Origin of the sequence: Mesorhizobium vachelliae (genome assembly GCF_033977325.1) — a bacterium.
Classification (GTDB): domain Bacteria; phylum Pseudomonadota; class Alphaproteobacteria; order Rhizobiales; family Rhizobiaceae; genus Mesorhizobium; species Mesorhizobium vachelliae.
Genome location: NZ_JAVIIR010000003.1, coordinates 593,620 through 619,180 on the forward strand (window position 1 = coordinate 593,620; position 25,561 = coordinate 619,180).

24 protein-coding genes are annotated in these 25,561 nt (G+C 65.2%); 11 read left to right on the top strand and 13 right to left on the bottom strand.

Annotated elements, in window-relative coordinates; translation table 11 throughout:
* Positions 1–25 precede the first annotated feature (25 nt).
* Entirely contained in the window at positions 26–1,210 is a 1,185-nt protein-coding gene (locus tag RFM41_RS09815; RefSeq protein ID WP_320247071.1) for an acetyl-CoA C-acetyltransferase, read from the bottom strand.
* Between the two features lie 305 nt (positions 1,211–1,515).
* Here RFM41_RS09815 and phaR point away from each other — a divergent pair, with 305 nt between their 5' ends.
* The gene (phaR, locus tag RFM41_RS09820) at positions 1,516–2,109 is read left to right on the top strand and encodes a polyhydroxyalkanoate synthesis repressor PhaR (RefSeq protein ID WP_320247070.1); all 594 of its coding nucleotides are present in this window, start codon (positions 1,516–1,518) and stop codon (positions 2,107–2,109) included.
* Between the two features lie 193 nt (positions 2,110–2,302).
* Here the strand turns inward: phaR and RFM41_RS09825 are convergent, their stop codons facing one another.
* On the bottom strand, positions 2,303–3,442 hold the full coding sequence (locus RFM41_RS09825) for a citrate synthase (protein WP_320247069.1): 1,140 nt from the start codon (positions 3,440–3,442) through the stop codon (positions 2,303–2,305).
* A gap of 89 nt (positions 3,443–3,531) precedes the next feature.
* On the opposite strand from RFM41_RS09825, the gene RFM41_RS09830 reads away from it, so the two are divergent.
* Complete coding sequence (locus RFM41_RS09830; RefSeq protein WP_320247068.1) at positions 3,532–4,617, top strand: citrate synthase/methylcitrate synthase; 1,086 nt, start codon at positions 3,532–3,534, stop codon at positions 4,615–4,617.
* A gap of 372 nt (positions 4,618–4,989) precedes the next feature.
* On the top strand, positions 4,990–6,120 hold the full coding sequence (locus RFM41_RS09835) for a patatin-like phospholipase family protein (protein ID WP_320247067.1): 1,131 nt from the start codon (positions 4,990–4,992) through the stop codon (positions 6,118–6,120).
* Between the two features lie 68 nt (positions 6,121–6,188).
* Here the strand turns inward: RFM41_RS09835 and RFM41_RS09840 are convergent, their stop codons facing one another.
* Positions 6,189–7,073 carry an AraC family transcriptional regulator gene (locus RFM41_RS09840; RefSeq protein WP_320248063.1) on the bottom strand — a complete coding sequence of 295 codons (885 nt, stop codon included), beginning with the start codon at positions 7,071–7,073 and terminating at the stop codon, positions 6,189–6,191.
* Positions 7,074–7,338: 265 nt separating this feature from the next.
* Here RFM41_RS09840 and RFM41_RS09845 point away from each other — a divergent pair, with 265 nt between their 5' ends.
* From RFM41_RS09845 to RFM41_RS09860, 4 genes are all read left to right on the top strand, one after another.
* Positions 7,339–8,760, top strand: a complete 1,422-nt coding sequence (locus tag RFM41_RS09845; protein ID WP_320247066.1) for a coniferyl aldehyde dehydrogenase — start codon at positions 7,339–7,341, stop codon at positions 8,758–8,760.
* A 354-nt stretch (positions 8,761–9,114) separates the two neighbouring features.
* Positions 9,115–10,290: an efflux RND transporter periplasmic adaptor subunit gene (locus tag RFM41_RS09850; RefSeq protein ID WP_320247065.1), complete on the top strand. Its 1,176-nt coding sequence runs from the start codon at positions 9,115–9,117 to the stop codon at positions 10,288–10,290.
* 75 nt (positions 10,291–10,365) lie between these two features.
* On the top strand, positions 10,366–13,542 hold the full coding sequence (locus tag RFM41_RS09855) for an efflux RND transporter permease subunit (protein ID WP_320247063.1): 3,177 nt from the start codon (positions 10,366–10,368) through the stop codon (positions 13,540–13,542).
* A gap of 192 nt (positions 13,543–13,734) precedes the next feature.
* On the top strand, positions 13,735–13,893 hold the full coding sequence (locus tag RFM41_RS09860; protein ID WP_320247061.1) for a DUF3309 family protein: 159 nt from the start codon (positions 13,735–13,737) through the stop codon (positions 13,891–13,893).
* Between the two features lie 57 nt (positions 13,894–13,950).
* Here the strand turns inward: RFM41_RS09860 and RFM41_RS09865 are convergent, their stop codons facing one another.
* Positions 13,951–14,907 (bottom strand): SDR family oxidoreductase, encoded by a 957-nt coding sequence (locus RFM41_RS09865; protein ID WP_320247059.1) that lies wholly within the window; start codon positions 14,905–14,907, stop codon positions 13,951–13,953.
* Between the two features lie 96 nt (positions 14,908–15,003).
* Between RFM41_RS09865 and RFM41_RS09870 the strand changes: the two genes are divergently transcribed.
* Positions 15,004–15,918 carry a LysR family transcriptional regulator gene (locus RFM41_RS09870; RefSeq protein ID WP_320247058.1) on the top strand — a complete coding sequence of 305 codons (915 nt, stop codon included), beginning with the start codon at positions 15,004–15,006 and terminating at the stop codon, positions 15,916–15,918.
* Here RFM41_RS09870 and RFM41_RS09875 read toward each other — a convergent pair.
* The 3 genes from RFM41_RS09875 to RFM41_RS09885 all read right to left on the bottom strand — a co-directional run bounded on the left by RFM41_RS09875 (position 15,876) and on the right by RFM41_RS09885 (position 18,521).
* On the bottom strand, positions 15,876–17,057 hold the full coding sequence (locus tag RFM41_RS09875; protein WP_320247056.1) for an MFS transporter: 1,182 nt from the start codon (positions 17,055–17,057) through the stop codon (positions 15,876–15,878). The genes RFM41_RS09870 and RFM41_RS09875 overlap by 43 nt on opposite strands.
* 330 nt (positions 17,058–17,387) lie before the next feature.
* On the bottom strand, positions 17,388–17,696 hold the full coding sequence (locus RFM41_RS09880; RefSeq protein ID WP_320247054.1) for a DUF1244 domain-containing protein: 309 nt from the start codon (positions 17,694–17,696) through the stop codon (positions 17,388–17,390).
* Between the two features lie 27 nt (positions 17,697–17,723).
* Positions 17,724–18,521 carry an N-formylglutamate amidohydrolase gene (locus RFM41_RS09885; RefSeq protein ID WP_320247052.1) on the bottom strand — a complete coding sequence of 266 codons (798 nt, stop codon included), beginning with the start codon at positions 18,519–18,521 and terminating at the stop codon, positions 17,724–17,726.
* A 236-nt stretch (positions 18,522–18,757) separates the two neighbouring features.
* Between RFM41_RS09885 and RFM41_RS09890 the strand changes: the two genes are divergently transcribed.
* Both RFM41_RS09890 and pyk read left to right on the top strand, forming a co-directional pair.
* The gene (locus tag RFM41_RS09890) at positions 18,758–19,252 is read left to right on the top strand and encodes a DUF1036 domain-containing protein (protein ID WP_430691511.1); all 495 of its coding nucleotides are present in this window, start codon (positions 18,758–18,760) and stop codon (positions 19,250–19,252) included.
* Complete coding sequence (pyk, locus tag RFM41_RS09895; RefSeq protein ID WP_320247048.1) at positions 19,249–20,676, top strand: pyruvate kinase; 1,428 nt, start codon at positions 19,249–19,251, stop codon at positions 20,674–20,676. The genes RFM41_RS09890 and pyk overlap by 4 nt, the downstream gene beginning before the upstream one ends.
* Before the next feature lie 4 nt (positions 20,677–20,680).
* Here the strand turns inward: pyk and RFM41_RS09900 are convergent, their stop codons facing one another.
* The 4 genes from RFM41_RS09900 to ykgO all read right to left on the bottom strand — a co-directional run bounded on the left by RFM41_RS09900 (position 20,681) and on the right by ykgO (position 23,304).
* The gene (locus RFM41_RS09900; protein WP_320247046.1) at positions 20,681–21,184 is read right to left on the bottom strand and encodes a hypothetical protein; all 504 of its coding nucleotides are present in this window, start codon (positions 21,182–21,184) and stop codon (positions 20,681–20,683) included.
* Positions 21,184–22,245 carry an alpha/beta fold hydrolase gene (locus RFM41_RS09905; protein ID WP_320247045.1) on the bottom strand — a complete coding sequence of 354 codons (1,062 nt, stop codon included), beginning with the start codon at positions 22,243–22,245 and terminating at the stop codon, positions 21,184–21,186. Before RFM41_RS09905 ends, RFM41_RS09900 begins: the two co-directional genes overlap by 1 nt.
* A 152-nt stretch (positions 22,246–22,397) precedes the next feature.
* Entirely contained in the window at positions 22,398–23,015 is a 618-nt protein-coding gene (locus RFM41_RS09910) for a tetratricopeptide repeat protein (RefSeq protein WP_320247044.1), read from the bottom strand.
* A gap of 163 nt (positions 23,016–23,178) precedes the next feature.
* Positions 23,179–23,304 (bottom strand): type B 50S ribosomal protein L36, encoded by a 126-nt coding sequence (gene ykgO / locus RFM41_RS09915; protein ID WP_040974291.1) that lies wholly within the window; start codon positions 23,302–23,304, stop codon positions 23,179–23,181.
* A gap of 244 nt (positions 23,305–23,548) precedes the next feature.
* Between ykgO and RFM41_RS09920 the strand changes: the two genes are divergently transcribed.
* Positions 23,549–23,974 carry a lysozyme inhibitor LprI family protein gene (locus tag RFM41_RS09920; protein ID WP_320247042.1) on the top strand — a complete coding sequence of 142 codons (426 nt, stop codon included), beginning with the start codon at positions 23,549–23,551 and terminating at the stop codon, positions 23,972–23,974.
* 4 nt (positions 23,975–23,978) lie between these two features.
* On the opposite strand, the gene RFM41_RS09925 is transcribed toward RFM41_RS09920, so the two are convergent.
* Together RFM41_RS09925 and purE are read right to left on the bottom strand one after the other, a co-directional pair.
* Positions 23,979–25,055 carry a 5-(carboxyamino)imidazole ribonucleotide synthase gene (locus tag RFM41_RS09925; RefSeq protein ID WP_320247040.1) on the bottom strand — a complete coding sequence of 359 codons (1,077 nt, stop codon included), beginning with the start codon at positions 25,053–25,055 and terminating at the stop codon, positions 23,979–23,981.
* Complete coding sequence (gene purE, locus RFM41_RS09930) at positions 25,052–25,549, bottom strand: 5-(carboxyamino)imidazole ribonucleotide mutase (protein WP_320247038.1); 498 nt, start codon at positions 25,547–25,549, stop codon at positions 25,052–25,054. Before purE ends, RFM41_RS09925 begins: the two co-directional genes overlap by 4 nt.
* Positions 25,550–25,561 lie beyond the last annotated feature (12 nt).

The following is a 25,561-nucleotide window of genomic DNA, read 5'->3' on the forward strand; positions in this document are numbered from 1 at the left end:
ATTCGCTACTCCCCATTTGCTGAGCTCACAGCGCTTCCACGCACATCGCGACGCCCATGCCGCCGCCGATGCAAAGCGTGGCGAGGCCCTTCCTGGCGCCGCGGCGGCGCATCTCGTAGACCAGCGTGTTGAAGACGCGGGCGCCCGACGCGCCGATCGGATGACCGATGGCGATGGCGCCGCCATTGACGTTGACGATCGAGGGATCCCAGCCCATGCCCTGATTGACGGCGCAGGCCTGCGCGGCGAAGGCCTCGTTGGCCTCGACGAGGTCAAGGTCCTTCACCGACCAGCCGGCCTTTTCCAGCGCCCGCTTCGAAGCGGGGATCGGACCCGTGCCCATGATCGACGGATCGACGCCGGCGGTCGCCCAGGAGGCGATGCGGACCAGCGGGGTGATGCCGCGGCGGGCGGCCTCGGCCTCGGTCATCAGCAGCGCGCCGGCGGCGCCGTCATTGATGCCGGACGCGTTGGCGGCGGTGACCGTGCCGTCCTTGTCGAAAGCGGGCTTCAGCTTGGTCATGGCGTCGAGCGTCGCGCCGTGACGGATATACTCGTCCTGGTCGACGATTGTGTCGCCCTTCTTGCCCTTGATGGTGAAGGCGACGATCTCGTCCTTGAACCTGCCGGCCTTCTGCGCGGCCTCGGCCTTGTTCTGCGAGGCCAGCGCGAACTCGTCCTGGGCTTCGCGGGTGATCTGGAACTGGCGTGCGACGTTCTCGGCGGTGTTGCCCATGTGGTAGCCGTTGAAGGCATCCCACAGGCCATCCTTGATCATGGTGTCGATCATCTTGTAGTCGCCCATCTTGACGCCGGCCCGCAGATGCTCGGCATGCGGCGACAGCGACATCGATTCCTGGCCGCCGGCGATGATCACCTTGGCGTCGCCGGTGGCGATCTGCTGCATGCCGAGCGCGATGGCGCGCAGGCCCGATCCGCAAACCTGGTTGAGGCCCCAGGCAGTGGTCTCCTTCGGCAGGCCGGCATTGATCGAGGCCTGGCGCGCCGGGTTCTGCCCTTGAGCGGCGGTCAACACCTGGCCGAGGATGACCTCGTCGACTTCCGCCGCCTCGACGCCGGAACGCGCGAGCAATTCCCTGATGACGACGGCGCCGAGCTCATGCGCGGGCGTTGCGGCGAAGCTGCCGTTGAAGGAGCCGACCGCGGTGCGGGCGGCGCTGGCGACGACGATGGGATTGGAAGCGGACATTTTCTTCTCCAGGCTTCGAGGTGTCGTATTTTCGAGATTGCTTTAGGACTTTCTTGCCCGTTCCAAACCCTGAGTCAAACCGGAAATGGGCATGGCCGTCATGCGCGGCAAGCAGGGCGCGCGCCAGTCGCGGTAACGTGACGTCGGCCATGCAGCGGATTTTGCAATGGCTGTGCAGCATTAAATGATGCCGCAGTGCACAAACCGCTTGGAATTGTGACGCTTTTGCGCGTATCCTCGTTAAAGGGCGCAATCGTTACCGGCCGCTTACTCCTGAAGGTGCCGGTGTCCTGGGGAGGATACGGATGGCCGCAAAAGACGACCCGATCGTCATCAAGAAGTATGCCAATCGCCGGCTCTACAATACCGGCACCAGCACCTATGTGACGCTCGAGGACTTGGCCGAGATGGTCAAGAAGGGCGAGGAGTTCACGGTCCAGGACGCAAAGACCGGTGACGACATCACCCATCCGGTGCTGACGCAGATCATCTTCGAGCTGGAGAACAAGGATGGGCAGAACATGCTGCCGATCCCGTTCCTGCGCCAGCTCATCTCCTTCTACGGCGATCAGATGCAGATGATCGTGCCGAGCTTCCTCGAACAGTCGATGATCGCCTTCTCCAAGGAGCAGGAGCGGTTCCGCGAGCAGCTCAAAGGCGCCTTCGGCAAGACGCCGATAGACATGATGAAGACGCCGATGAAGGCGCTCGAGGAACAGACGCGCCGCAATGTCGAGATGTTCCAGAACGCCATGCGCATGTTCACGCCGTTCCCGTCCGCCGGCGGCAATTCCGCAACCCCTGCCGAGCCGCCGAAGAAGGAAGAAAAGGGCGACGATCTGCAGGAATTGAAGGCGCAGATTGCGGCCATGCAGCGCAAGCTGGACACGATGTCCTAGGTTGTGTCGATATTCAGGTGAGGCCGGCCTTCAAATAGTGGCTTTCTGCGCTTCCGGTGCTCACGTACTTTAAGTACGCTCCGCTTCGGTTCTCGAAAGGCACCATTTTCGACTCGGCCTGACCTGAATCTCGACACAACCTGGAGCGCTTCACCCTAACGGCGAGGTGCTTATTGTTGCCGTCAGTTTCCCTTCATCCAGCAGGCCCATCATAGCGGGCGCGGGGCCTGATCAGCCTGTTGCTGATCGCCTGCTCGATGGCATGCGCCGTCCAGCCGACGCTGCGGCCGAGCGCGAACAGGCGGAACGGCGCGTCGGACGGCAGGCGCAGGCTGCGCGTCATCGCGGCCAAGGCAAAATCGATGTTCGGATGCAGGCCGGTCGCGGCAAGGACCGCCTTGCGCAGTCGCGACAGCCCGTCGTCGATCTTCAGGCCGGAGAACAAGCCCTCGGCGCGCGGATCGCCTTCCGGATAGAGCGGATGGCCGAAGCCCGGCAGCGGCCGGTCATGGGCGAGCCAGCGGGCGATCGCCTCGTCCGGACCCAGCCGCTCCGCGTCCTCGACCAGCGCGATCGCTGCGGCCCCCGCGCCGCCATGGCGCGGGCCGGTGAGCGTTGCGAGGCCGGCGAGCAGGCAGGCGGCGATCGGCGCGCCGGTGGAGGCCGCGACGCGGGCGGCGAAGGTCGAGGCATTGAGCTCGTGATCGGCAATCAGCACCAGCGCCTTGCGGATAAGATCGGCGCTGGCGGCCTCCACGGACCAGCCCTGCGCCAGCCGCGTATGCACCGGTTCCGAGCCCGGCGCCGCGCCGAGCGCGGTTGCCAGCGCGCTGGTCGCGGCGGCGCCGTCCTGCTGCAGCATGGCCGGCCTGCGTCCGAGCGACGACCAGCCTCCGGCCGCGAGCGCCGAGAGCCTGGCGAAGGCGGTTGGCGTGCCGCTTTGCCGGGCGGCCGACGGCGTCAACGAGGCGAACGACACCGGACGGTCGGAGGCCCACAGCAGTCCGGCGGTCTCCTCGAGCGTCGCCGTCACCGAAAATTCCACCGCGTCCCTGCCGCGATAGACGAGGCGGCCATGCAGCACCGTCGAAATTGACGTGGCGATGGCCGGCTCGCCCCAGGCGATGGCGCTTTCGGCGATTGCCTGGGGGCTTCTTCCGCGGTCGCGGCGCGTGGCGAGCGCGGCGATGTCGTCGGCGCGATACTGGCTGCGGCGCGGATCGGCGTCGTCCGGCTTCATGCCGATGCGGCCGCGGCTGACATAGGCATAAAGCGTCTGCGGCCGCACGTTCAGCTGCTCCAGCGCTTCATCCCGCGTCAGCCACTCCGTCATTTGCCGCCTTACATTGATTGTCTTGATCAAGATTGATGCATTGATTGACGAGCATTAATTGCAATGCGCAAAAGGTCAAGGAGATGATCATGGCGAATGGGCTTGATGATGTTGTGGCGGCCGACACGGTGCTTTCCGATGTCGACGGTGTGGGCGGGCACCTCACCATCCGCGGCCATTCGCTGATGGAGCTCGCCGGCCGCTGGCGCTACGCGCAAGTGGTCCGGTTGCTGTTCGACGGTTTCTTTGACGATCTTCCCGGCGATGCAGAACTGGAGAAGGCGATCGGCAAGGCGCGGGTCGAAGTATTTGAGCTTGTGCAGCCGCTGCTCGCCCAGCTTGCGCCGCTCGACATCTACAGCGGCATGCGGGCCGGCATGGCCATCCTGCCGGACGGCGACGGGCTTGCCGACGCGTTGCGGCTCATCGCGGCGCCCGCGGTGCTGACGCCGGCGCTGCTGCGCCTGGGCCGGGGCGAGGCGCCGATCGCTCCGGACGAAAAGGCCGATCATGCCGGCGATATGCTGCGGATGCTCGCCGGCACCGCTTCACCTGAACTTGCCAAGGCGCTGGACAGCTATCTGGTGACGGTCTGCGACCACGGTCTCAACGCCTCGACCTTCGCGACCCGCGTGGTGGCCTCGACCCAGGCCGGGCTGACCTCGGCGATCCTGGCCGGACTGGGGGCGCTGAAAGGACCGCTGCATGGCGGTGCGCCGGGACCGGTGATCGAGATGCTGGACGCCATCGAGGCGAGCGGCGATCCTGCGGCCTGGCTGCGTAACGAGATCGCGCATGGCCGGCGCATCATGGGCTTCGGCCATCGCATCTACCGCGTGCGCGATCCGCGCGCCGACGCGCTGAAGGCGGTCGTGCGGCAACTCGGCTCCCGTAACGAGACCGGTAGCCGACTGGCCTTCGCCGAGACGGTGGAACAGGCGGCGCTTGAGGTGCTTCGCGTCGCCAAGCCGCAGCGCTTGATCCAGACCAATGTCGAGTTCTACACCGCGCTTCTTTTGGAAGCGGTCGGCTTTCCGACGGAGGCCTTCTCCAACGTCTTTGCCGCCGGCCGCGTTGCCGGCTGGATCGCGCACGCCCGCGAGCAGCAGGCGACTGGACGGCTGATCCGGCCGCAGTCGCGCTATGTCGGGCCTATGCCGGATCTGGTTGCTTGAGAAGCAGTTCCTCGCCCCCGCAACGCGGGGGAGAGGTGGCCCGGCGAAGCCGGGACGGAGAGGGGGACGCCGGCCGTGAGGTGCGTCCCTTCCCGGCGAAGCAACGAATCCTCGATCCTGTGGGGTTCCCAGACAGCAAACTTCCGGCGGCCGCGAAGACCCCTCTCCGTCCCGGCTGCGCCGGGCCACCTCTCCCCACTTTCGTGGGGCGAGGAAAGAGCCCGCCACGATCAAAATTTCATCCGATCACGCTTGTGTGTTCGTGTTCTTGCCTTGGTCCGCCCTTATATGTTGCACTGCAACATAGACTGACCGCGCCGGCTCCGCCCAAATGACGTGGCGGCAGACCGGCGCATCGAGACAAGGAACGCCATGGCGAAGAACGGCAAGGCGGAGGAAAAGAAGAAGATCAACGTCGCGCTCCAGGGCGGCGGCTCGCATGGCGCTTTTTCCTGGGGCGTGCTCGACCGGCTGCTGGAGGATGGGCGGCTGGAGATCGCGGCGGTGTCCGGCACCAGCGCCGGCGCCATGAACGCGGTCGCGCTGGCCGACGGCTTTGTCCGGGGCGGCGTGGAAGGCGCGCGAAAGAAGCTCGACGATTTCTGGCGGGCGGTGGCCGCGAAGGGCCGCTTCAGCCCGGTGCAGCGCATGCCCTGGGACGTGGTCTGGGGCAACTGGTCGATCGAGAACACGCCCGGCTATGTCTTCTTCGACACGATGTCGCGGGTGTTCTCCCCCTATGTCGCCAACCCGCTCGGCCTCAACCCGCTGCGCGACGTGGTGGCGAAGGAGATCGACTTCGACAATGTACGCGCCTGCAAGTCGATGGAGCTGTTCATCTCGGCGACCAATGTCGAGACCGGACAGTTGCGCGTCTTCTCCGACGGCGAGATCGACCTCGACACTGTGATGGCTTCCGCCTGCCTGCCGCAATTGTTCCGCGCCGTCGAGATCAAGGGCGTGCCCTATTGGGATGGCGGCTATGGCGGCAACCCTGCGCTCTATCCGTTCTTCAAGACGGCGGCGACCGAGGACGTGCTCCTGGTGCAGATCAACCCGGTCGTGCGCGAAGGCACGCCGAAAAGCGCCAACGAGATCCAGAACCGCATCGACGAGATCACCTTCAACGCTGGGCTGCTGCGCGAATTCCGCTCGATCGCCTTCGTCAAGGAGCTGATCGCGGCCGGGCGCCTGCCGCATGGCGAATATCGCGACATCCGCATGCACCGCATCGATGCCGACGAGGCCTTCAAGGACCTGTCCGCCTCGTCCAAGGTCAATGCCGAATGGGCTTTCATCGCCTATCTGCGCGACCTCGGCCGCAGCGCCGCCAGCGACTGGCTGGAAGAAAACTACGACGCTGTCGGCCAGCGGCCGACACTCGATCTCTCAGGCGAGCTCGACGATGGTTTCAAACCGCTGCGCGGTCCGGCGCCGGGGAGGCGCGTCAAGGAATTCCTCGCCGCGCGCATCAAGCCGGAATCCGCGCGGCGCCGCGCCTGATCGGGATTGGTTGAATGGCGGCCGGTCCGTTCCTTGCGAACGGAGAGAGAGACCGCGTTCCCGCCGCGCTATTTCAGCGGCAGAAAGAGCTCGACCACGATCTCGGGCACCGACAGTTCCGGGAGGAAGGACAGCCGCCGCTGGCAATAGATTGGAAAGTCGCGCGCTTCCTCGCCGCTGGCCGGAAGCCATTCCCGATAAAGGTAGAGCGCGGCCGGCTCCAGATTGTTGGTGTTGCCGGGATAGCGCAGCACGGCGCAGCGCCCGCCGGGGATCACGCCGGCCTTCATCTGCTCGTCGTCCGCCGCGATCGGCTGGTCGGTGCCGACGCAGATGTCCATGCTGTAGTCGGCCGCGACAGCGGGGCATCTCTCGGAACGGAAGACGTTGAAGGTCGGGCTGGTTTCGGGCGACAGGCCGGCTGCCTTGCGCCAGGCGATGAAGCGCTGGATGGTGTCGCCGAGCGTTGCCCGATCCCCGCGATGCTCCATGATCGCCACCGGGGTGGGCGGCACGTCGCGGATCGTCACGTCTTCCGGTGTAAAGATGATCTGCATGAGTTTTCTCCTGGCGTTGTCGAGCGGCCCGAAGGCCATCAGCCACGACCCCCAGTCGGGAGATCTCCGGAACGTGGAAGGCGATTGCCCGCACCGTTGACGAAAGGCGCGGGCGAAGGCATCCGGTGCGTCGTAGCCGGCATCCATCGCTATATCCGTGACGCTTTCGGCGTCCGCGTGGCCCAGCCTGAATGAAGCGCGCTTCATGCGGGCGAGCTGGATATAGCGGTGCACGGACAGCCCGAAGGTCGCCGTAAACTGCCGGTGGAAATGATATTTCGAATAGGCCGCGACGCCGCTCAGCGCGTCCAGGTCCAGATCGTCGTCCAGATGCCGGTCTATGTGATCTAGCACCCGCCGCATCCGGGCATGGTGGTTTTGAACCGCCGCCTTCATCGTTTTATTCTCCGTGGCAGCACCAGCTAAGCCGCGCGGACATGAGGCGCTCGACCGATCTTGCTGTTTTTGCAGGAGCCGCGCCATCGCCGATGCCCAATCGATACATGAACGGCGAAAAGGGCCGTTTGCGGACCGCCAAAGGCATGGCTGGGTGTGCTTGGCTCGGGGCAATCGCTGGAGCATTCCCCAACGGAACCTGGGGCAATGCTGGATTCGGTTTTCGGGGCGATGTAACTTACCTGAACGTAAAGGAGAGGTCGCGATGCTGCAGACCAGACAGAACGCTCTTGGGGTCAGGTTTGAAGCGCAATGCAGGGCCTTCGAGAAGGAGCCGTTCCCGACGCTGGACGTGCGCAAGGACCGGCTGAAGCGCCTGCTCGCGCTCACCGAAAAGCACGACGCCGAGATATGTGCCGCGATCGACAGCGATTTCTCCGCCCGCTCGGCTGAGGAAACGCGGCTTGCCGAGCTGTTCGTGGTGCGCGCCGGCATCAGGCATGCCCTGTCGCATCTCGGCGCCTGGATGCGCGAGCGCGGCGTCGCGACCAGCCTGCCATTCCTGCCGGGACGCAACCGCCTCCTGCCGCAGCCGCTCGGCGTCGTCGGCATCGTCTCGCCCTGGAACTATCCTTTCCAGCTCGCCGTCGCGCCGGCGACCGCGGCACTCGCTGCCGGCAATCGCGTCATGATCAAGCCGTCGGAACTGACGCCGACATTCTCGGACCTGCTCGCCAGCCTAGTCGAAAAATATTTCGACGCCGACGAGGTCAGCGTAATGGTTGGCGACGCCGAGGTCGGCAAGGCCTTCGTGTCGCTGCCGTTCGACCATCTCCTGTTCACCGGCTCGACCGTCGTCGGTCGTCAGGTGGCGCTGGCCGCCGCCGCCAATCTGACGCCGGTGACGCTCGAGCTCGGCGGCAAGTCGCCGGCGATCTTCGATCCCTCCTGCGATCTCGACGCGGCCGTCGCCAGCGTCGCCTATGGCAAATTGCTCAACGCCGGCCAGACCTGCATCGCGCCCGATTACCTCATGGTCCCGCAAGGGCAGGGTGCGGAGATCGCGGCCAAGTTCGTCGCGGCGATCGCCAAGCTCTATCCGCGCCTCGGCGACAATCGCGACTATACGGCGATCGTCAGCGAGCGGCATCACCGGCGGCTTGGCGACATGGTCGCCGAGGCGCGCGACAGCGGCGCCGACATCATCGAGGTCAACCCGGCGAACGAGACGCTCGGCGTCACCGACCGCAAGATGGCGCCCGTGCTGGTGCGCAATGCCGGCGAAAATCTGCGGCTGATGCGCGAGGAGATCTTCGGGCCGGTGCTGCCGATCGTCGAATATGGCACGGTCGACGAGGCCATCGAGCATGTGAACCGGAGCGAGCGTCCGCTGGCGCTCTATTGGTTCGGCAGCGACAGCGCCAACCGCCAAAGGGTGATGCGCGAGACGGTGGCCGGCGGCGTCACGGTCAACGATTGCATGTTGCATCTGGTGCAGGAGCGGCAGCCCTTCGGCGGCGTCGGCGAGAGCGGCACCGGCGCCTATCACGGCGAATGGGGGTTCCGCACCTTCAGCAAGGAAAAGCCGATCTTCATCCAGTCGAAGCTCAGCGCCGGCAGCCTGCTGCGCCCGCCTTATGGCAGGACATTCGAGCGGATCTTCCGGCTGCTCAATCTCATCACTTGACAGCTTCAACCGGAGCATAGCGGGGGGTGACCGCGCTCCAACCAAGCGATTGTCGCCGGCTATGGAAGGTTTTTCGCATCATGCTGACGGCTGCTGCCAGTAACCTCGGGGAAACCTGTCGGCGCCCGCAAAAGCGCCAGCCGGCTGGCAGAAAAGCGGGCCTTTGTCGAGGCACAGCGTTCCAAGCTGCAATGTTCCCGTAACTTTTCCGACTATATTGCGCCGCAACTTTCAGCTAGAAGCGCGCGTCCGCCGATCACGGCAAATTGAACTAAGCCCCGCGCACACCCATATCGGCCGCGCGCCCGAGTCGGAAGCGCCGACCTCGCCAGGTCCTGCAACGGAAAAATGACGATGCCGAAAATCAGGTTTCACAAGCTTGCAGCCATTGCCGTGCTCATCGGATTCGCGGCCTGGATGGGGACGGGCGAGTTCTCGTCCGTCGGCAGCGCCGCGGACAAGTCGGTTACCACCGACAAAAAGACTGACGCCGGCAAGCCGGAGGCCGCCAAGCCGAACAAGGCCGAGGCCGAGCCGAAGGCCGCGCCTCGCACCGTCGCGGTGGTCACCCCACCGCGCAAGACCTTCGCGCGCGCCATCCGCATCTCCGGCCTGACCGAGGCCGACAAGCGCGCCGTGCTGGCGACGCGTGTCGCCGGCGTCATCGAAAAGCTGCCGGTCAAGCAGGGCGATCACGTGAAGACCGGTGACCTGGTGCTGATGCTCGCGGCCGAGGAGAAGATCTCCAATGTCGACAACGCCAAGCAGCTGCTGGTGCAGCGCAAGGCGGAGCTCGACGCTGCCGAGCGGCTGGCCAAGACAGGCAATCTGCCGAAGCTGCAGCTCGACACCGCCCGCTCCAACCTGACGCTCGCGCAATCGCAGCTCGACACCGCCCAGGCCGAACTCGACCGCAACGAGGTCAAGGCGCCCTTCGACGGCGTCATCGACCGCATTCCGGTGGAGCTCGGCAGCTCGGTGATGCAGGGCGGCGAGGTGGCGACGATCCTGAAGCTCGACCCGGTGATCGCGCGCGGCGAGATCAGCGAGCGCGACCTGCGCTACGTCAAGATCGGAGACGAGGCCGATGTGCGCCTGGTCAACGACCAGAAGGTCACCGGCACGGTGCGCTATATCAGCCGCGATGCCTCGGCGCAGACCCGCACCTTCCGCGTCGAGGTGGCGATCCCCAATGCCGACGGGTCCATCCCCGCCGGCATGACGGCCGAGATCACGCTCAGCGCCGAGCCGACCAACGCGGTCATGCTGCCGCGTTCGGTGGTGACGCTGGGCGACAAGGGCGACCTCGGCATCCGCGCCGTCGGCAAGGACGACAAGGTGGCCTTCTTCCCGATCGACCTCGTCGACGACACGCCGCACGGCCTGGTGCTGGGCGGCATTCCGCAAGATGCGCGCATCATCGTCGCCGGCCAGGAGCTGGTGAAGGAAGGCGACCAGGTGAAGCCCGTCGAGGCCGACCAGGCGACCATCAACAAGCTGATCGGCGAAGCCACCGCCGGCACGCAGTAAAGCACGACGCGTCGGTCGCCGGGCCAGCCCGGCGATGGCGGTCCGCAGCCTCCGAAAAAATAACAGGCCGAAGTCATGGATATCGTCAGACTCGCCATCAACAACGCCCGCCTCACGATATCGGCGCTGCTGTTCCTGCTCGTCGCGGGCTGGGTCGCCTATCAGTCGACGCCGAAGGAAGCGGAGCCCGACGTTCCGATTCCGATGATGTATGTCAGCCTGATCTATCAGGGCATCTCGCCGGAGGATTCCGAGCGCCTGCTGCTGAGGCCGATGGAAAGCAAGCTCAAGAGCCTCAAAGGGCTCAAGGAGATGCGCTCGGCCGCCTTCCAGGGCGGCGGCTACGTGCTGGTCGAGTTCCAGCCGCAGACGGATCTCGCAACGGCGCTGCAGGATACGCGCAGCAAGGTGCAGGACGCCAAGGCCGACCTGCCGCAGGCGGCCGAGGAGCCGACGGTCAACGAGGTCAACGTCTCGGAATTCCCGGTGCTCGTCGTCACGCTTTCCGGCGATGTGCCGGAACGCGTGTTGACGTCCGCCGCGCGCGAGCTGCGCGACCGCATCGAGGAAGTGCCCGGCGTGCTCGAAGGCTCGCTGCAGGGCGCGCGCGACGATCTGGTCGAAGTGGTCATCGATCCGGTGAAGCTTTCCTCCTACGGGCTGCAGCTCGACCAGGTGATCCAGGGTGTCGGCGCCTCCAACAGCCTGGTCGCGGCAGGCAATCTGGAGGGCGCGGAAGGCAAATACGCGGTCAAGGTGCCGTCGCTGATCGTGACGCCGGAGGATGTCGCCAACCTGCCGGTGGTTGCCACGCCGAACGCCGTGGTGCAGGCCAAGGACGTCGCCACCATCCGCTCGACCTTCAAGGACGCCGAGACGGTCACCCGCCTCGACGGCAAGCCGGCCATCGCCATCGAAGTGAAGAAGCGCATCGGTGCCAATCTGATCGATACGCTGACCCATGTCAGACAGGTGTCCGACACCTTTATCAAGACGATGCCCGAGGGGATGCACGTCACTTACACGCAGGACAAGTCCGTCTTCGTCAACCAACTGCTCGGCGACCTGCAGAATCATGTGATGATCGCGGTCATCCTCGTGTTCATCGTCATCCTCTACGCGCTGTCGGGGCGAGCCTCGCTGCTCATCGGCCTTGCCATCCCGTCGTCCTTCCTGATGGGCATCCTGCTGCTCGCCATGATGGGCTACACGATCAACATGATCGTGCTGTTCAGCCTTATCCTGGCGGTCGGCATGCTGGTGGACGATGCCATCATCGTCACCGAATTCGCCGAACGGCGCATGAGCGAGGGCATGCCGAAGGCGGACGCCTTCGCGCTGGCCGCCAAGCGCATGGCCGGCCCGGTCATCGCGGCGACGATGACGCGCATCGCCGCCTTCTCGCCGCTGCTTTTCTGGCCCGGCATCATCGGCGACTTCATGAAGTACATGCCGATCACGCTGATCGTGACGCTGTCGGCCTCGATGCTCTACGCGCTGGTCTTCGCGCCGACGCTCGGCGCCATATTCGCCAAGGCGCCGGAGCATCATGAGGAGGGCAATCGCGACGGCTGGTACATGGCCGTGGTCAAGCAGGCGGTGCGCTTCCCGATCACCGTCATCCTGCTCACCGTCGGCCTTTTGGTCGGCGTCGGCTTCGCCTATTCGAAATATGGCGCCGGCGTCGAGTTCTTCCCCAGCGTCGAGCCGGACTACGGCCTGCTCTATGTGCATGCCCGCGGCAATCTTTCGCTGGCGGAAATGGACGCGGCGACGAAGACGGCGGAAAACCGGCTGCTCGGTTGGCCCGGCGTGAAATCGGTCTATACGCGCGTCGGCAAGACGCAGGGCGGCGGCCAGGACATTCCCGAGGACGTGGTCGGCGTCATCCAGTACGAGTTCGTCGACTGGCGCCAGCGCAAGTCCGCCAACCAGATCCTTGACGACCTGCGCGGCGTCATGGCCGGCATTCCCGGCGTCGATGTCGAGGTGCGCGTGCCGGAAGCCGGCCCGCCGACCGGAAAGCCCATCCAGATCCGACTGTCGGCCGCCGATCCGGCCGGGCTCGACGACAAGGCGCGCGCGGTTGCGGCACGCATCGCCAAGATACCCAATGTCATCGACATCTCGGACGGCCTGCCGCCGCCCGGCGTCGACTGGGCAATCGAGGTCGACCGCGCCAAGGCGGCGCAATACGGCATTAGCCCGACTTCGGTCGGCACGGTGGTGCAATTGGTGACCAACGGTCTCAAGCTGTCGGAATATCGGCCGGCCGGCGCCGACAAGGCGGTCGACATACGGCTGCGCCTGCCGGAAGACCGGCGCACGCTGTCGACGCTCGACGAGCTTCGGGTACAGACTTCGCAAGGGTCGGTGCCGATCTCCAACTTCGTTGTGCGCAAGCCGGAGCCGACCGTCGGCATCCTGAACCGTATCGACGGCGCGCGCACCGTGGTTGTGCAGGCCAATGTCAGCGCCGGCGCGCAGGTCGCGGCGGTGCAGGAGCAGGTCACCAAGGCCGTCGCCGACATGGGTCTCGGCAGCGGCATCCGCTGGAAGCTTGCCGGCTCCAACGAGGACAGCGCGGAAGCCAGCGCCTTCCTCGGCAAGGCCTTCGGCGCCGCGATCTTCCTGATCTTCCTGGTGCTGCTTGCGCAGTTCAACAAGTTCACCAGCGTGTGGCTTGTCTTGTCCTGCGTGGTCATGGCGACGATCGGCGTTTTCCTCGGATTGCTGCTGACGGGCGAGGCCTTCGGCATCGTCATGTCGGGCATCGGCGTCATCGCGCTGGCCGGCGTGGTGGTGAACAACAACATCGTGCTGATCGACACCTATGACCGTCTGCGCGAGGAAGGCTGGGACAAGATGGACGCCGTGCTGCAGACCTGCCGCGAGCGCGCCCGTCCGGTGGTGCTGACGGCGGTGTCGGCCATCCTCGGCGTGCTGCCGATCGCCTTCGGCCTCGGTCTCGAAATCTTCCATCACGAGACGACGATCAACGCGCCGTCGACGCAATGGTGGATCTCGCTGTCCTCGGCGATCGTCTTCGGCCTGTCCTTCGCCACACTGCTGACGCTGGTGGTGACGCCGTCGATGCTGATGGTGTTCACCCGCGCCAAGGTGAAGCCCGGCCAGCGGCGCAACTGGCTCGGCCGCCTGTTCCGGCGCGGCAAGGGCAAGGTCACGACCGACGAGCCGGTCACGGAAGCCGGCGTTGAGCCGGCGGAGGCCTTCCCGAAAGCCGCGGAATAGAGCGGTTTCACAACTCCAAGGACAAAAGCCGCCCGGGAACAACCGGGCGGCTTTTTGCATTGTCCCTCAGTTCTACCAGAGCGTTTCACCGTTTCACGGAAACGGCGAACCGCTCCACCCATTTTTACGCAATTCCGGACGGAAAACCGCTCACACTTTTCCTGGAATTGCTCTAGCCGGCGAGGGCTTCTCATGACCATTACGACACTTCTCGTAATCATACTGGTTCTGATCCTGATCGGCGCGGTGCCGGCATGGCCGCATTCGCGCTCCTGGGGTTACGGGCCATCCGGTATCGTCGGTGTCATCCTGATTGTGCTGCTGATCCTGCTCCTGATGGGCCGGATCTGATCTTCAACGCGTTTCGGCGGGCCCGAAGGCCCGGCCGTTTTCTTATGCATCTGTCGATCAAGCAGCCAGATGCGACGACTCCACTGCGATACCAATATCCTGCAGCGCCTCCCTGACCGCCTGGTCGAGGGGTGTGTGCGGGACTTCGCCGATGACCTCAACCAGCCGCGCCGACACCAGCCGGTGCGCCTCGAAGCGCAGATAAGACATCGTGACGATCTCGCGCCACATGGCCACGAACGGGCTGCCGGCTTTCAGCACCCACCAGGGCATGAAGGAGAGCTTCAGCTTGCGGCCCAGCGCCCTCTCGGCCGCGGCCTTCATGTCGAGGTCGGTGATGGCATGTCCAGGGAAGTTGATGGCCTCGAAGAAGCCCGTTTTGTTGAGGTTCTTCGCCAAGCCGACGAAGGCGACGGCGAAGTCCGGCAGATAGGCCCATTCATGGGTCAGGTCGGCCGGGCCGGGCGCGGTGTAGACGCCCTTTTCCATCTTGGCGGCGACGACGAGATCGAACCAGGAGCCGCTGCCGGTGCCGCCGAAGAAATCGCCCGCCCTGAGCACGATGGTGCGCACCCGACCGGCTTCGGCCTCGCCGCGGAACAGCGCTTCCATGGCGCAGCGGATGCGGCCCTTCTCGGTGGTCGGATGGAACGGCGTCTCCTCGGTGATCACCTGCGGCATCGGCGAGCCGTAATTGTAGACGGTGCCCGGGAAGAGATGCAGCGCGCCGTTCTCGCGGCAGGCGGCCATGACGTTCTCGGCCATCGGCATGCACTTGCCCCAGTCGGTGTAGAGCGGGTTCAGTCCGTTGAAGATGATGTCGACGCCTTGCGTTGCGCGGATCAGGGATTGGCGGTCGAGCGCGTCGCCGGCAACGGCCGTTGCGCCCTTCAGTTCCGCCGGCACCTTGCCGGTGCGGGTGACGGCGCGGACGTCGAAGCCGGCGTCGATGAACGCCTTGCCAACCACGCGGCCGAGCCGGCCATTGGCACCGAGGATTGCGATCTTGGTCATGTGTTCTCTCCGTTGTTTGCGTTTGTCCGGCTAATCTGGTGCCTTCATGATCGAATTGAAATTGACCTTCTTCGGCGTTCTGTTATTCAAAAATGAATGAAAGAATTCGACTGGAACCTGATCAAGAGTTTTGTCGCGGTCGCCGAGACCGGCAGTCTCTCGGCGGCGGCGCGCAGGCTGGCGGCCAGCCAGCCGACGCTGGGCCGCCATATCGGCGAGCTGGAGCAGGCGCTTGGCGTGACGCTGTTCCGGCGCGGGCGGCGTGGCTACGAGCTGACGGAAGCCGGCAGCACGCTCTATGAGCGCGGGCGGGCGGTCAGCGAGCAGGCCAATGCGTTCTCGCTGCTGGCGCTGGGTTCGGTCGAAGCGATCGAGGGCACGGTGCGCATCGCGGCTAGCGAGGTCGTCGCTGCCTTCGTGCTGCCGGACATGATGGCGCGTCTCGGCGAGGAGGAGCCGGGCATCGAGGTGGAGATCGTCGCCTCGAACCAGGTCGAGAACCTTCTGCGCCGCGATGCCGACATCGCCATCCGCATGGTCAGGCCGGCGCAGAACGAGCTGGTGGCGCGCAAGGTCACCGACATACCGCTCCGCCTATGTGCGGCAAGCGCCTATCTCGACCGGCGCGGCCACCCCGAAACACCCGCCGACCTCGCCGGGCACGCCCTGGTCGGCTTCGACCGCAGCGACGAGATCATTCGCGGCTTCACCGCGTTCGGCATTCCGGTCGGCCGCAGCCATTTCCGCTTCCGGACCGACAACCAGATCGTGCTGTGGGAAGCGGTGCGGACCGGCAACGGCATCGGCATCGGCCAGGAGCCGCTGGTCACGCGTGACCCGGCCCTGGAGAAGCTGCTGCCGGACGTGCCTTTGCCGGTCCTGCCGGTGTGGCTCGCCATGCATCGCGACGTGCGCACCAGCATGCGCATCCGTCGCGTGGCGGATTTCCTGCATGAGGAGCTGAAGCGCTATTCGGCCGGCAGTGGCTCGGGAGCGAATTCGGCCCGGTGAGCGAGGCCCGCCATCAAGAGCACGACGACCAGCAGCCCGGACAGCGCGACGAAGATCGGACCGAAGCTCGAATGCTCGGCGACGAAGCCGATCGCCGACGGGGCCACCAATATGCCGGAATAGCCCATGGTGGTGACGACGCTCATGCCGGTGCCCGACGACATGCCTTCCTGGTTGCCGCCCGCCGAAAAGATGATCGGCACCATGTTGGCGATGCCGAAACCGCAAAAGGCAAAGGCGGCGATGGCAAGGTAAGGCGAGGGCGAGAGGCCGGCGACCAGCATGCCAGCGGCGGCGACCAGGGCCGAGCCGCGCAGCGTCGCCACCGCGCCAAAGCGGTTGCGCACGCCGTCGCCCAGGAAACGCATCAGCGCCATGACGCCGGAGAAGGCGGCATAGGCGAGGCCGGCAACCGCAAGGTCGGCGCCCAGCTCCTGATGCAGGAAGAGCGCTGCCCAGTCGAGCACCGCGCCTTCCGAGATCATGGTGAGCAGCGCCATCAGCCCGACCAGGTAGACGGCCGTGTGCCGGGGCAGCGTGAATTTCTGGTGCTCGACCGCCTGCGGCCGGTCTTCGGCGATGAGATGGCGAATGGCAAAGGCGATCACGGCAAAGGCGATCGCCGTCACCGCGACGGCATGGGGAAGATAGCCGTAGTTCTGGATCGAATAGCCCCCGAGCGCGCCGCCGGCGAAGCCGCCGAGGCTCCAGAAGCCGTGCGAGGACGACATGATCGCCCGCGAAAGCCTTCTTTCAACGACGACGGCATTCGAGTTCATCGCCACATCCATGCCGCCGATCGAGCCGCCGAAGATGAGCATGGCAATCGCAGCCAGGGGGACGTTGGGCGCGAGCGCCACGATCAGCAGACCGAAGCTGCCGCAGACGCCGAACCAGCGCGTCACGGTGCGTGAGCCGTGCCTGGAAATGAGGTGGCCGCACCAGGTCATGGAAATCACGGCGCCGACGCCGAACAGCAGGATGAGCAGGCCGAGCGTGAACCGGGTGATGTCGAGCCGGGTGAGAAACACCGGGATCTGCGGCGCCCAGCTGCCGGTCAAGAAACCATTGGCGAGGAAGATGCCGGCGACGGCCCAGCGGCCGCGCGTCGCGGCCTGCATCGTGGTTTGCAAGGTCATTCTTCGAACCCGGTGCGCCGGTGGATTTCGAGCGGCAAATTAGATCGATTCAATCGGCAGTCAAGCGTCTGACCGCCAGAGCTTGTGGGCCAAGTCGAAGCGAAACGACAAAACCGTTCGGTAGCGATCCTTCGCGCCCCCCTCTGTCCTGCCGGACATCTCCCCCACAAGGGGGGAGATTGGCGGTTTCGGCGCGCCGTTCATCCTGCAGCGTTGGAGATTGGCGAAAGTCGACGCTACATCCGATCTCCCCCCAAGTGGGGGAGATGGCCGGCAGGCCAGAGGGGGGCGCTGTCCCGCCGACGTTTAATCCGGTGCCGTGCCGCTAGCTCAGTGATCCTTCGGCCTTCTCGCCTCGAACTTCGCCTTCTTGGCTTCCGACGCCTCGGTCTGGTTGAGCGCCTGCCATTCGGCGTAGGGCATGCCGTAGATGATCTCGCGCGATTCGTCCTTCGAGAGCGCGACACCTTCGGCGTCGGCGGCCTCGCGATACCAGTTGGACAGGCAGTTGCGGCAGAAGCCGGCGAGGTTCATCAGGTCGATGTTCTGGACATCGCCACGTTCGCGCAGATGCGCTACCAGCCGGCGGAAGGCCGCTGCCTCGAAGTCGCGTTTCTGGTCGTCGCTGAGTTCGGTCATTTCGGGAACTCCTGGACTGTCGGCTTCTCACACCGGCCCGGTGCGCGAGCCGAACATCTTCACCTGATGTATATCGGGACGCCGATCGATGGCGTCAACGATGGGCGCCAGGCGCTCGGCCCAGGCGAGAGCGCCGGCGCGGTCGGCGATCAGGTCCTGGCGGATCTCGATCAACGCGTGGGCGTAGCCGTTGACGATGGCGTGGCGGAACATGGTGTCACCGCGCAGCGCGCCGTCATAGGGTTCGTTGTCGCCGACGACGAGGGACTTGTCCTTAGCGAGCATGTCGATCAGCGGCCGCGCCACGCGGTCGTCGCGGTCCCACAGGACGCCGACATGCCAGGGGCGGACAAAACCCTGCATCACCGGCGTGAAGGAATGGACGGAGAATATGAACGGCGCCTTGCCCGAGGCGTGCGCCACGGACGCGATCATCGCGCCGACGGCGTCGTGGTAGGGCCGGTAGAAACGGTCGAGCCGCCGCTCGCGTTCCTCCTGGGCAATCGGATAATTTCCCGGCACCACGGTCCCGTCATAGAGCTGACGGATCATGGTGGGGTCGTCCTCGCCCCGGTTGGGGTCGATCAAAAGCCGCGAAAAACCGGCAAGCACGGCCGGCGCGTCGAGCGCAGCCGCAAGCTCGCGCGTCACCGTCTCGACGCCGATGTCATAGGCGATGTGACGATCGAATTCGGATGCCGGCAAACCGAGGCTGCCATACTCGTCGGGGAGATCGCGGCGGGCGTGATCGGCGAGAAGCACGACGCCTTTCTTGCGGTCGCCCTCGACAATGTCGAATGGCGTGAAAACTGTGGATCGGGTCATCGGCTGAAAAGGGGATGGCGGCTGCGATGTGGTATCGTCATTCCACGAAGAGGACGCCGGCGCAATGCCGTTGTTTGGCCAAGGTTTCCGCAAAAAATCCCCGACGCGGGGAGAATTTGCGCGACGGGCCCTTCTAAATCGATTGGAATTGAACAAAACGGCGCGTTGACATGCGACCGGAGTTTGCTGAAAAGGGGCTTCGAGAGATGCAAATGTGGTTCGCAAGGGGATCTGCGATGGGTTTTGCCGGCCGGTTGCGCAAGCGCCTGGCCGTGCCGTTGCTGATCGTCGGCGCGGGATTTTTCGCGATAGCCGCGACCTCGCCGGCCCGGGCCGACTTCCGCGTTTGCAACGCAACGCAAAATCTGGTGGGCGTCGGCATCGGCTATCGCGCCAAGGCCGGCTGGATCACCGAGGGCTGGTGGCACATCGAAGGATCGACCTGCAAGACGCTCATCGAGGGTCCGCTGTCATCAAGGTTTTACTATCTTTATGCAGAAGACGCCGAACGCGGCGGGCGCTGGGACGGCCCGATCAACATGTGCGTCGCCGAAAAAGAGTTCAAGATCGCCGGCGTGAATGATTGCGTCGCCCGGGGCTTCCAGCGCGCCGGATTCCAAGAATATGACACGGGCGAGCAGGCCAGCTGGATGGTCCAGCTGACCGACGAGCCCGCAACGGGAGGTGCGCCAGCAGCGGCGGCCCCCGCTCCGGGAACAAACAGTCAATGAGACGTAACCGCAAGGTCAAGATCCTCGCCACCATCGGTCCGGCCTCCTCCTCCGAGGAGATGCTAAAGAAGCTCTTTGAAGCCGGCGCCGATGTCTTCCGCATCAATATGAGCCATACCGACCACGAGCTGATGCGCACGCTGGTCGGGCGCATCCGTGCGGTCGAGGCCGCCGTCGGCAGGCCGATCGGCATCCTCGCCGACCTGCAGGGGCCGAAGCTCAGGGTCGGCAAATTCGCCAACGTCAAGGAGGCGCTGACTCCAGGGCAGACATTCACGCTCGACAACAATCCGGAGCCCGGCAATTCCAGTCGTGTCTTCCTGCCGCATCCCGAAATCCTGAGCTCGGTCGAGGCCGGTCACCGACTTTTGATCGACGACGGCAAGCTGGAGCTGAAGGCGGTGAAGGCCGACGGCAAGTCGATCACCTGCACGGTCGTTGCCGGCAGCGGAATCTCCGACAAGAAGGGCGTCAGCCTGCCCGACACCGACCTGCCGGTCGGCGCGCTGACCGAGAAGGATCGCGCCGATCTCGACGCGGTGCTCGCCGCCGGTGTCGACTGGGTGGCGCTGTCCTTCGTGCAGCGGCCGGAAGACCTGGCCGAGGCCCGCAAGATCGCGCGCGGCCGCGCGCTGATCATGGCCAAGATCGAGAAGCCGCAGGCGGTCGCCCGGCTCCCCGAGATCATCGAGCTTTCCGACGCGCTGATGGTCGCCCGCGGCGATCTCGGCGTCGAGATGCCGATCGAAGCCGTGCCCGGCATCCAGAAGCAGATCACGCGCGCGGCGCGCCGCGCCGGCAAGCCGGTGGTGATCGCCACGCAGATGCTGGAATCGATGATCACCGCCCCGGTGCCGACCCGCGCCGAGGTCTCCGACGTGTCGATCGCCGTCTTCGAAGGCGCGGACGCGATCATGCTTTCGGCCGAATCCGCGGCCGGCGCCTATCCGGTCGAGGCGGTCGGCATGATGAACCGCATCGCAGCCAAGGTAGAAGCCGACCCGACCTATGCCGGTATCATCAACGCGCAGCGCTCCGAGCCCGAGGCAACCGGCGCCGACGCCATTTCGCTCGCCGCCCGCGAGATCGCCGAGACGCTGAAGCTGTCGGCGATCATCTCCTACACCGCGTCGGGCACCACCGGCCTGCGCGCCGCGCGCGAGCGCCCGCAGGTGCCGATCGTGGCGCTGTCGCCGATCCTTAACACGGCACGCCGCCTGTCGCTTCTGTGGGGCACGCATTGCGTCGTCTCGGAGGATGCGACCGACCTCGACGACATGGTCGATCGCGCCTGCCGCATCGCGCTGGAAGAAGGCTTCGGCAAGCCGGGCGACCGGGTGATCATCACCGCCGGCGTGCCGCTCAGGACGCCCGGCTCGACCAATATGCTGCGGATTGCGTATGTCGGGTCGGATACGCATTAGAAGATCATTGCGGCCCGGCCTTTGCCAGCTTCGTAAGCGGCTTCAAACGCATCGCGACCTTGGATGCCCTCGCTGCGGCTTCGGCGTGGTCTATGCGTTGAAGATACCGGACGGCGCGAGGAACCGGGTCATGCAGATACTGATCCGGGCCGCGCATCTTTCGCCGGTTGAGTTCGGTGGTGTCGAGCAAATCGAAATCGACCCTTTCCAGCGTGCAGTGCCAGCCGGCGCTGTGTGAGGCCCATACCCGTCTGTGGTGTTCCAGAAGCCGCTCGCGGCTTGAATAGCCGTGATAGTCGAAGGCGATCACGCCATTCGTCACGTAAAGGTGGTTTCCCGAAAAACCTTCGCCCGGAATGATCCGCTCGCCGTAAAATCCGTCCATAGGAGGGTGTCTGAGGAACGTGCCCGTCAGAATGGGACATGCGCCGTAACCAAAGAAGACGCGGTCCGGCAGCGCCCAGAACCTTTCCGGGTTTTTCTTGATGCCGTGCTTCAGGACATACATCAGCCTGGCGCCAGTTCAGCGTCTGGCACTTTGATATCCGGGCATTTGCCGTCGTTATAGACGTCGCCGGTGATCCGGCCTTCCACGGTCCTGGCCGTCGCTTGCAGATCGACATCTTGGCCTGCGACCTTCTCGATCGCGCCGATGACGAGGTCTGGCGCGATCCAGTCTGGCTTGTGGCCGAGATTGTGGACCCAGATCAGCTCGGCGCCGGGAATGTCTCGCCGCAAGCCGATTGAATGCATCGTCGCATAGACCACCTTGTCGCGATCGCCCGAGATGACGATCGTGGGCGCCTCGATTTCGCGGTAAGCGGGCGAGGCGGCGCGGACATAGTCGTAGAGCTGGGCGACATCGCGGGCGTTGGCGCGAAAGTCGGATGGCCGCAGCACCAGCGGGATCGAGGCCTTGTCGACATAGCGGTCCGGCACTTTGTTTGGCGAGAAGACGCAAGCGGTGGCGTCGCCGATCCGCAGCATACCCGCCGGATAGGCGAGCGTTTCGGAAAACAGCCAGCCGATCACGGGAATGGCTGTCAGCTTGTAATACCAGGCAGTGGCGCCGCCCGGCCATGGATGCGTGGCGGGCGCAAGGAAGACGAGGCCGCGGGTCTTCTCGGGATGCTGGCGGGCGAAGGCCGTGGTGATCGCGCCGCCGAAGGAATGGGAAACGATGACGGCTTTTTCGATCCCCAGCCGATCCATCAGCGCGGCAATCGTTTCGGCCTGCGCCGCCAAAGTTTCATTGCCGCCGCGCTCGGACCAGCCGAAGCCGGGCCGGTCGAGGAACAGCATCTCGGCGCGGCCTTCGAGCAGGGGGTTCAGCGGCAGCATCTGGTCTTTCAGATTGGCGCTGGCGCCGTGGATAAAGACAACCGGAGGCAGGTCGGCGCCGGCCGGCGCCGGAATATGGACATAGTGGATGCGCGCGCCATTGATCTCGGCGAAGGCGCCGTCCGGCGGGTTGCGGCGCTCGACCAGCCAGGCACCGGCGCGGGTGATGCCGGCGAGGGCGAATAGGAGCGCGACGAGGAAGAGGAGGGCGGCGCAGGTGAGGTTCATGCCGGAGTAGGGGAGTAGGGGAGTAGGGGAGTAGGGGAGTAGGGGAGTAGGGGAGTAGGGGAGTAGGGGAGTAGGGGAGTAGGGGAGGCATTTCCGAGCGCCGTTTTACAAAAACATACTCCCTTACTCCCCTATTCCCTTACTCCCTTAAATCAAATCCCCTCGCCGGCCAGCTCTTCCGAGAGCGTCGAAACCTGGTTCTGGGCGCTGCGCATCATCGGGTAGATCGCCAGCACCTTCTGCCAGGCTTCCAGCGCCGACTGCTTGTGGCCAGTCTCGGCCATGATCTGGGCGAGACCGGAAAGCGCGCCGAAATGGCGGGGCTCGAGCGCCAAGGTGCGGTCGATGTCGGCCATCGACTTCCCGTAATTCTTCATCAGGAAATGCACGGTGGCGCGGCGGTTCCAGCCCTCGGCGTAGTCCGGCTTCAAGGTCACGACCTGGTCGAGGAAATCGAGGGCGACGTCGAATTTCTGGTCTTCCGTCGCCTTTTGCGCCCACTGCATCATCAGGTCGATCGAGGCGCTGCCCGACTGGTTCCACTCGTTCCAGATGCGGCCGGCGATGCGCTCGGCCGCCTTCTCGTTGCGCTCGCGCTTCAGCTCGGTGAAGAGCTGGTCGAGGCGGCCCTGCTTGGTCGGAGCGGCCGGCGGCGGCGTGGCGGCGGGTGGCGACGCGGCATCTGGAGGCAGCGCGCCCGGCACTTCTTCCGCTCCTGCAGTAGTGCCGGAAAGCAAAAAGGCCGTGAAAAATGCAAAAAGAATCCGCATCGCCAGAATCTAGTCCCGGACGGCGGATCGTCAAAGTGATTTTAGCGTGAGAGGGCCGGCGAACCGGCACTCGACATCAATGCGGCATAGTCTCATTGTGCATGTCGTTGTCCCAAAACCGCTTGGCACTTTTGGGCGACATGCACTACGCCGCGCAGCAAGCTCAGCCCTGGCGCGCCTTGTAGCGCGGAGCGGTCTTGTTGATGATGTAGATGCGTCCCTTGCGGCGAACCAGCCGGTTGTCGCGGTGACGCGCCTTGAGCGCCTTGAGCGAATTCTTGATCTTCATGGTCTTGCCTGTTCGGTCAGGGCCCGTCCCGGGCCGAATTTTAAAGGCGCGCCCGGAAAAAGCGCGCCTTTGAACTTGCCGTGGCTCATAAACGAGGAGTGTTGTCCGTGTCAACCACGTGACGATGCCCGAATGCCGCAAGGAACGCGGCATATCAAATATTCACCATCCGCGCGGCGCGCCATTGCGCGACTCAAGGGCGGCTGGAATGGTGCAATCTGGGCGAAACGACCGGAGATTCCACATGCGCCGCGTGCTTCCGCTTGCCTGTCTGGCCATGCTTGCAACCGCCCCGGCCGTCCGGGCACAGGAATGCGACCGCAACGACGACAGCCAGTCGATGCTGAACATCTGCGCCGACGCCGACTTCCAGGCGGCCGACGCCAAGCTCAATGCCGCCTATAAGAATATCGTCGGCAGCAACGATCAGGCCTCGAACAAGCTCCTGCAGACGGCACAGCGCGCCTGGATCGCCTTCCGCGACGCCGAATGCGCCTATTCGACCGCCGACAGCGAGGGCGGCTCCATCCATCCGATGGAGGTCTCGGAGTGCCTGACGAAGCTCACCAATGAGCGCCTAAAGCAGCTCACCGCCGGCGCCAACTGCAAGCTCAGCGATCCGAGCTGCGCCGGCTCGGACGCGGGCGGCGACGACCAGGACATGCAGTAGGGCGTTATCGCGGCCTGATGAGGCGCGTGAAATGGCCCATCTTGCGGCCGGGACGCGACTCGGCCTTGCCGTAGAGATGCAGCATCAGGTCGGGCTCGCTGAGCAGCGCCGGCACCTTCAGCATGTCGTCGCCGATCAGGTTTTCCATCACGCAATCAAAATGGCGGGCAGGCGAGCCCAGCGGCAGGCCGGCGACGGCGCGGATATGCTGCTCGAACTGCGAGATGACGCAGGCGGCCTCTGTCCAGTGGCCGGAATTGTGCACGCGCGGGGCCAGCTCATTGGCCAGAAGCGAGCCGTCGGCAAGCACGAAGAACTCGACGCCGATGACGCCGACATAGTCGAGCGCGGAGAGGATTTTCGCGGCCGCGTTCTTGGCAGCGGCCGCCGTTTCCGGGCGGATGGCGGCCGGCAACGTCGACGTTCGCAATATGCCTTCGCGGTGAATATTTTGCGCCGGATCGTATGCCGCGACCGAGCCGTCCAGCCCGCGCGCGGCGATCACCGAAATCTCGCGCTCGAAAGCGACCAGCGATTCCAGGATCAGCGGGACATTGCCCATCGCCTCGCAGACGCCGGCAAAGCCGGCCGTTTCCATGTTGCGGAAGACGCGCTGGCCCTTGCCGTCATAGCCCATGCGGCAGGTCTTCAGCACGCCGCTGCCGTCGAACTTCCTCAACGCCTCGGTCAGCTGGTCGTCATTGTCGACCGGACAGAATTCCGCGGTGGGAATGCCTATGCCGTTCAAGAAGCTCTTCTCGGTGAGGCGATCCTGCGCGACTTCGAGCGCGCGGGCCGGCGGATAGACCGCGACCTTGGCGGCGAGCGTTTCGGCGGCCGCGACCGGGACATTCTCGAATTCGTAGGTGACGACGGCGCTGGCGGCGGCCAGATCGGCAAGCGCTGCGGGATCGTCATAGGCGGCGACGATCTGGCGGTTCACGACCTGCGCGGCCGGGCAGTCGGCCTGCGGCTCCAGCACGACGATGCGGTAACCGAGCCGCGCCGCGGCCATAGCCAGCATGCGGCCGAGCTGGCCGCCGCCGATGATGCCGATGGTCGATCCGGGCGCCAGGCTCACGGCGCGTCCGTCGGCTCGGCGGCAACCTTGGCGGTCTGCGCCGCGCGCCAGGCGTCGAGCCGGGCGGCGAGCTTGTCGTCGTTGAGCGCCAGGACGGCGGCGGCGAGAAGCGCTGCGTTGGCGGCGCCCGCCTTGCCGATCGCCAGCGTGCCGACCGGGATGCCGGCCGGCATCTGCACGATGGAAAGCAGCGAGTCCTGGCCCGACAGCGCCTTGGATTCGACAGGAACGCCGAAGACGGGCAGCGGCGTCATCGCCGCCGTCATGCCAGGCAGGTGCGCCGCGCCGCCGGCGCCGGCGATGATCACCTTGTAGCCGGCGCCCTTGGCGCCCTTGGCGAACTCATAGAGGCGGTCGGGGGTGCGGTGGGCGGAGACTATCAGCCTCTTGTGCGGGATGCCCAGCGCCTCAAGCGTTTCCGCCGCCTGGCGCATCGTCGCCCAGTCGGACTGGCTGCCCATGATGATGGCGACGTCGGCACGCTGATCGGTCAAGGCTTCGCTCCC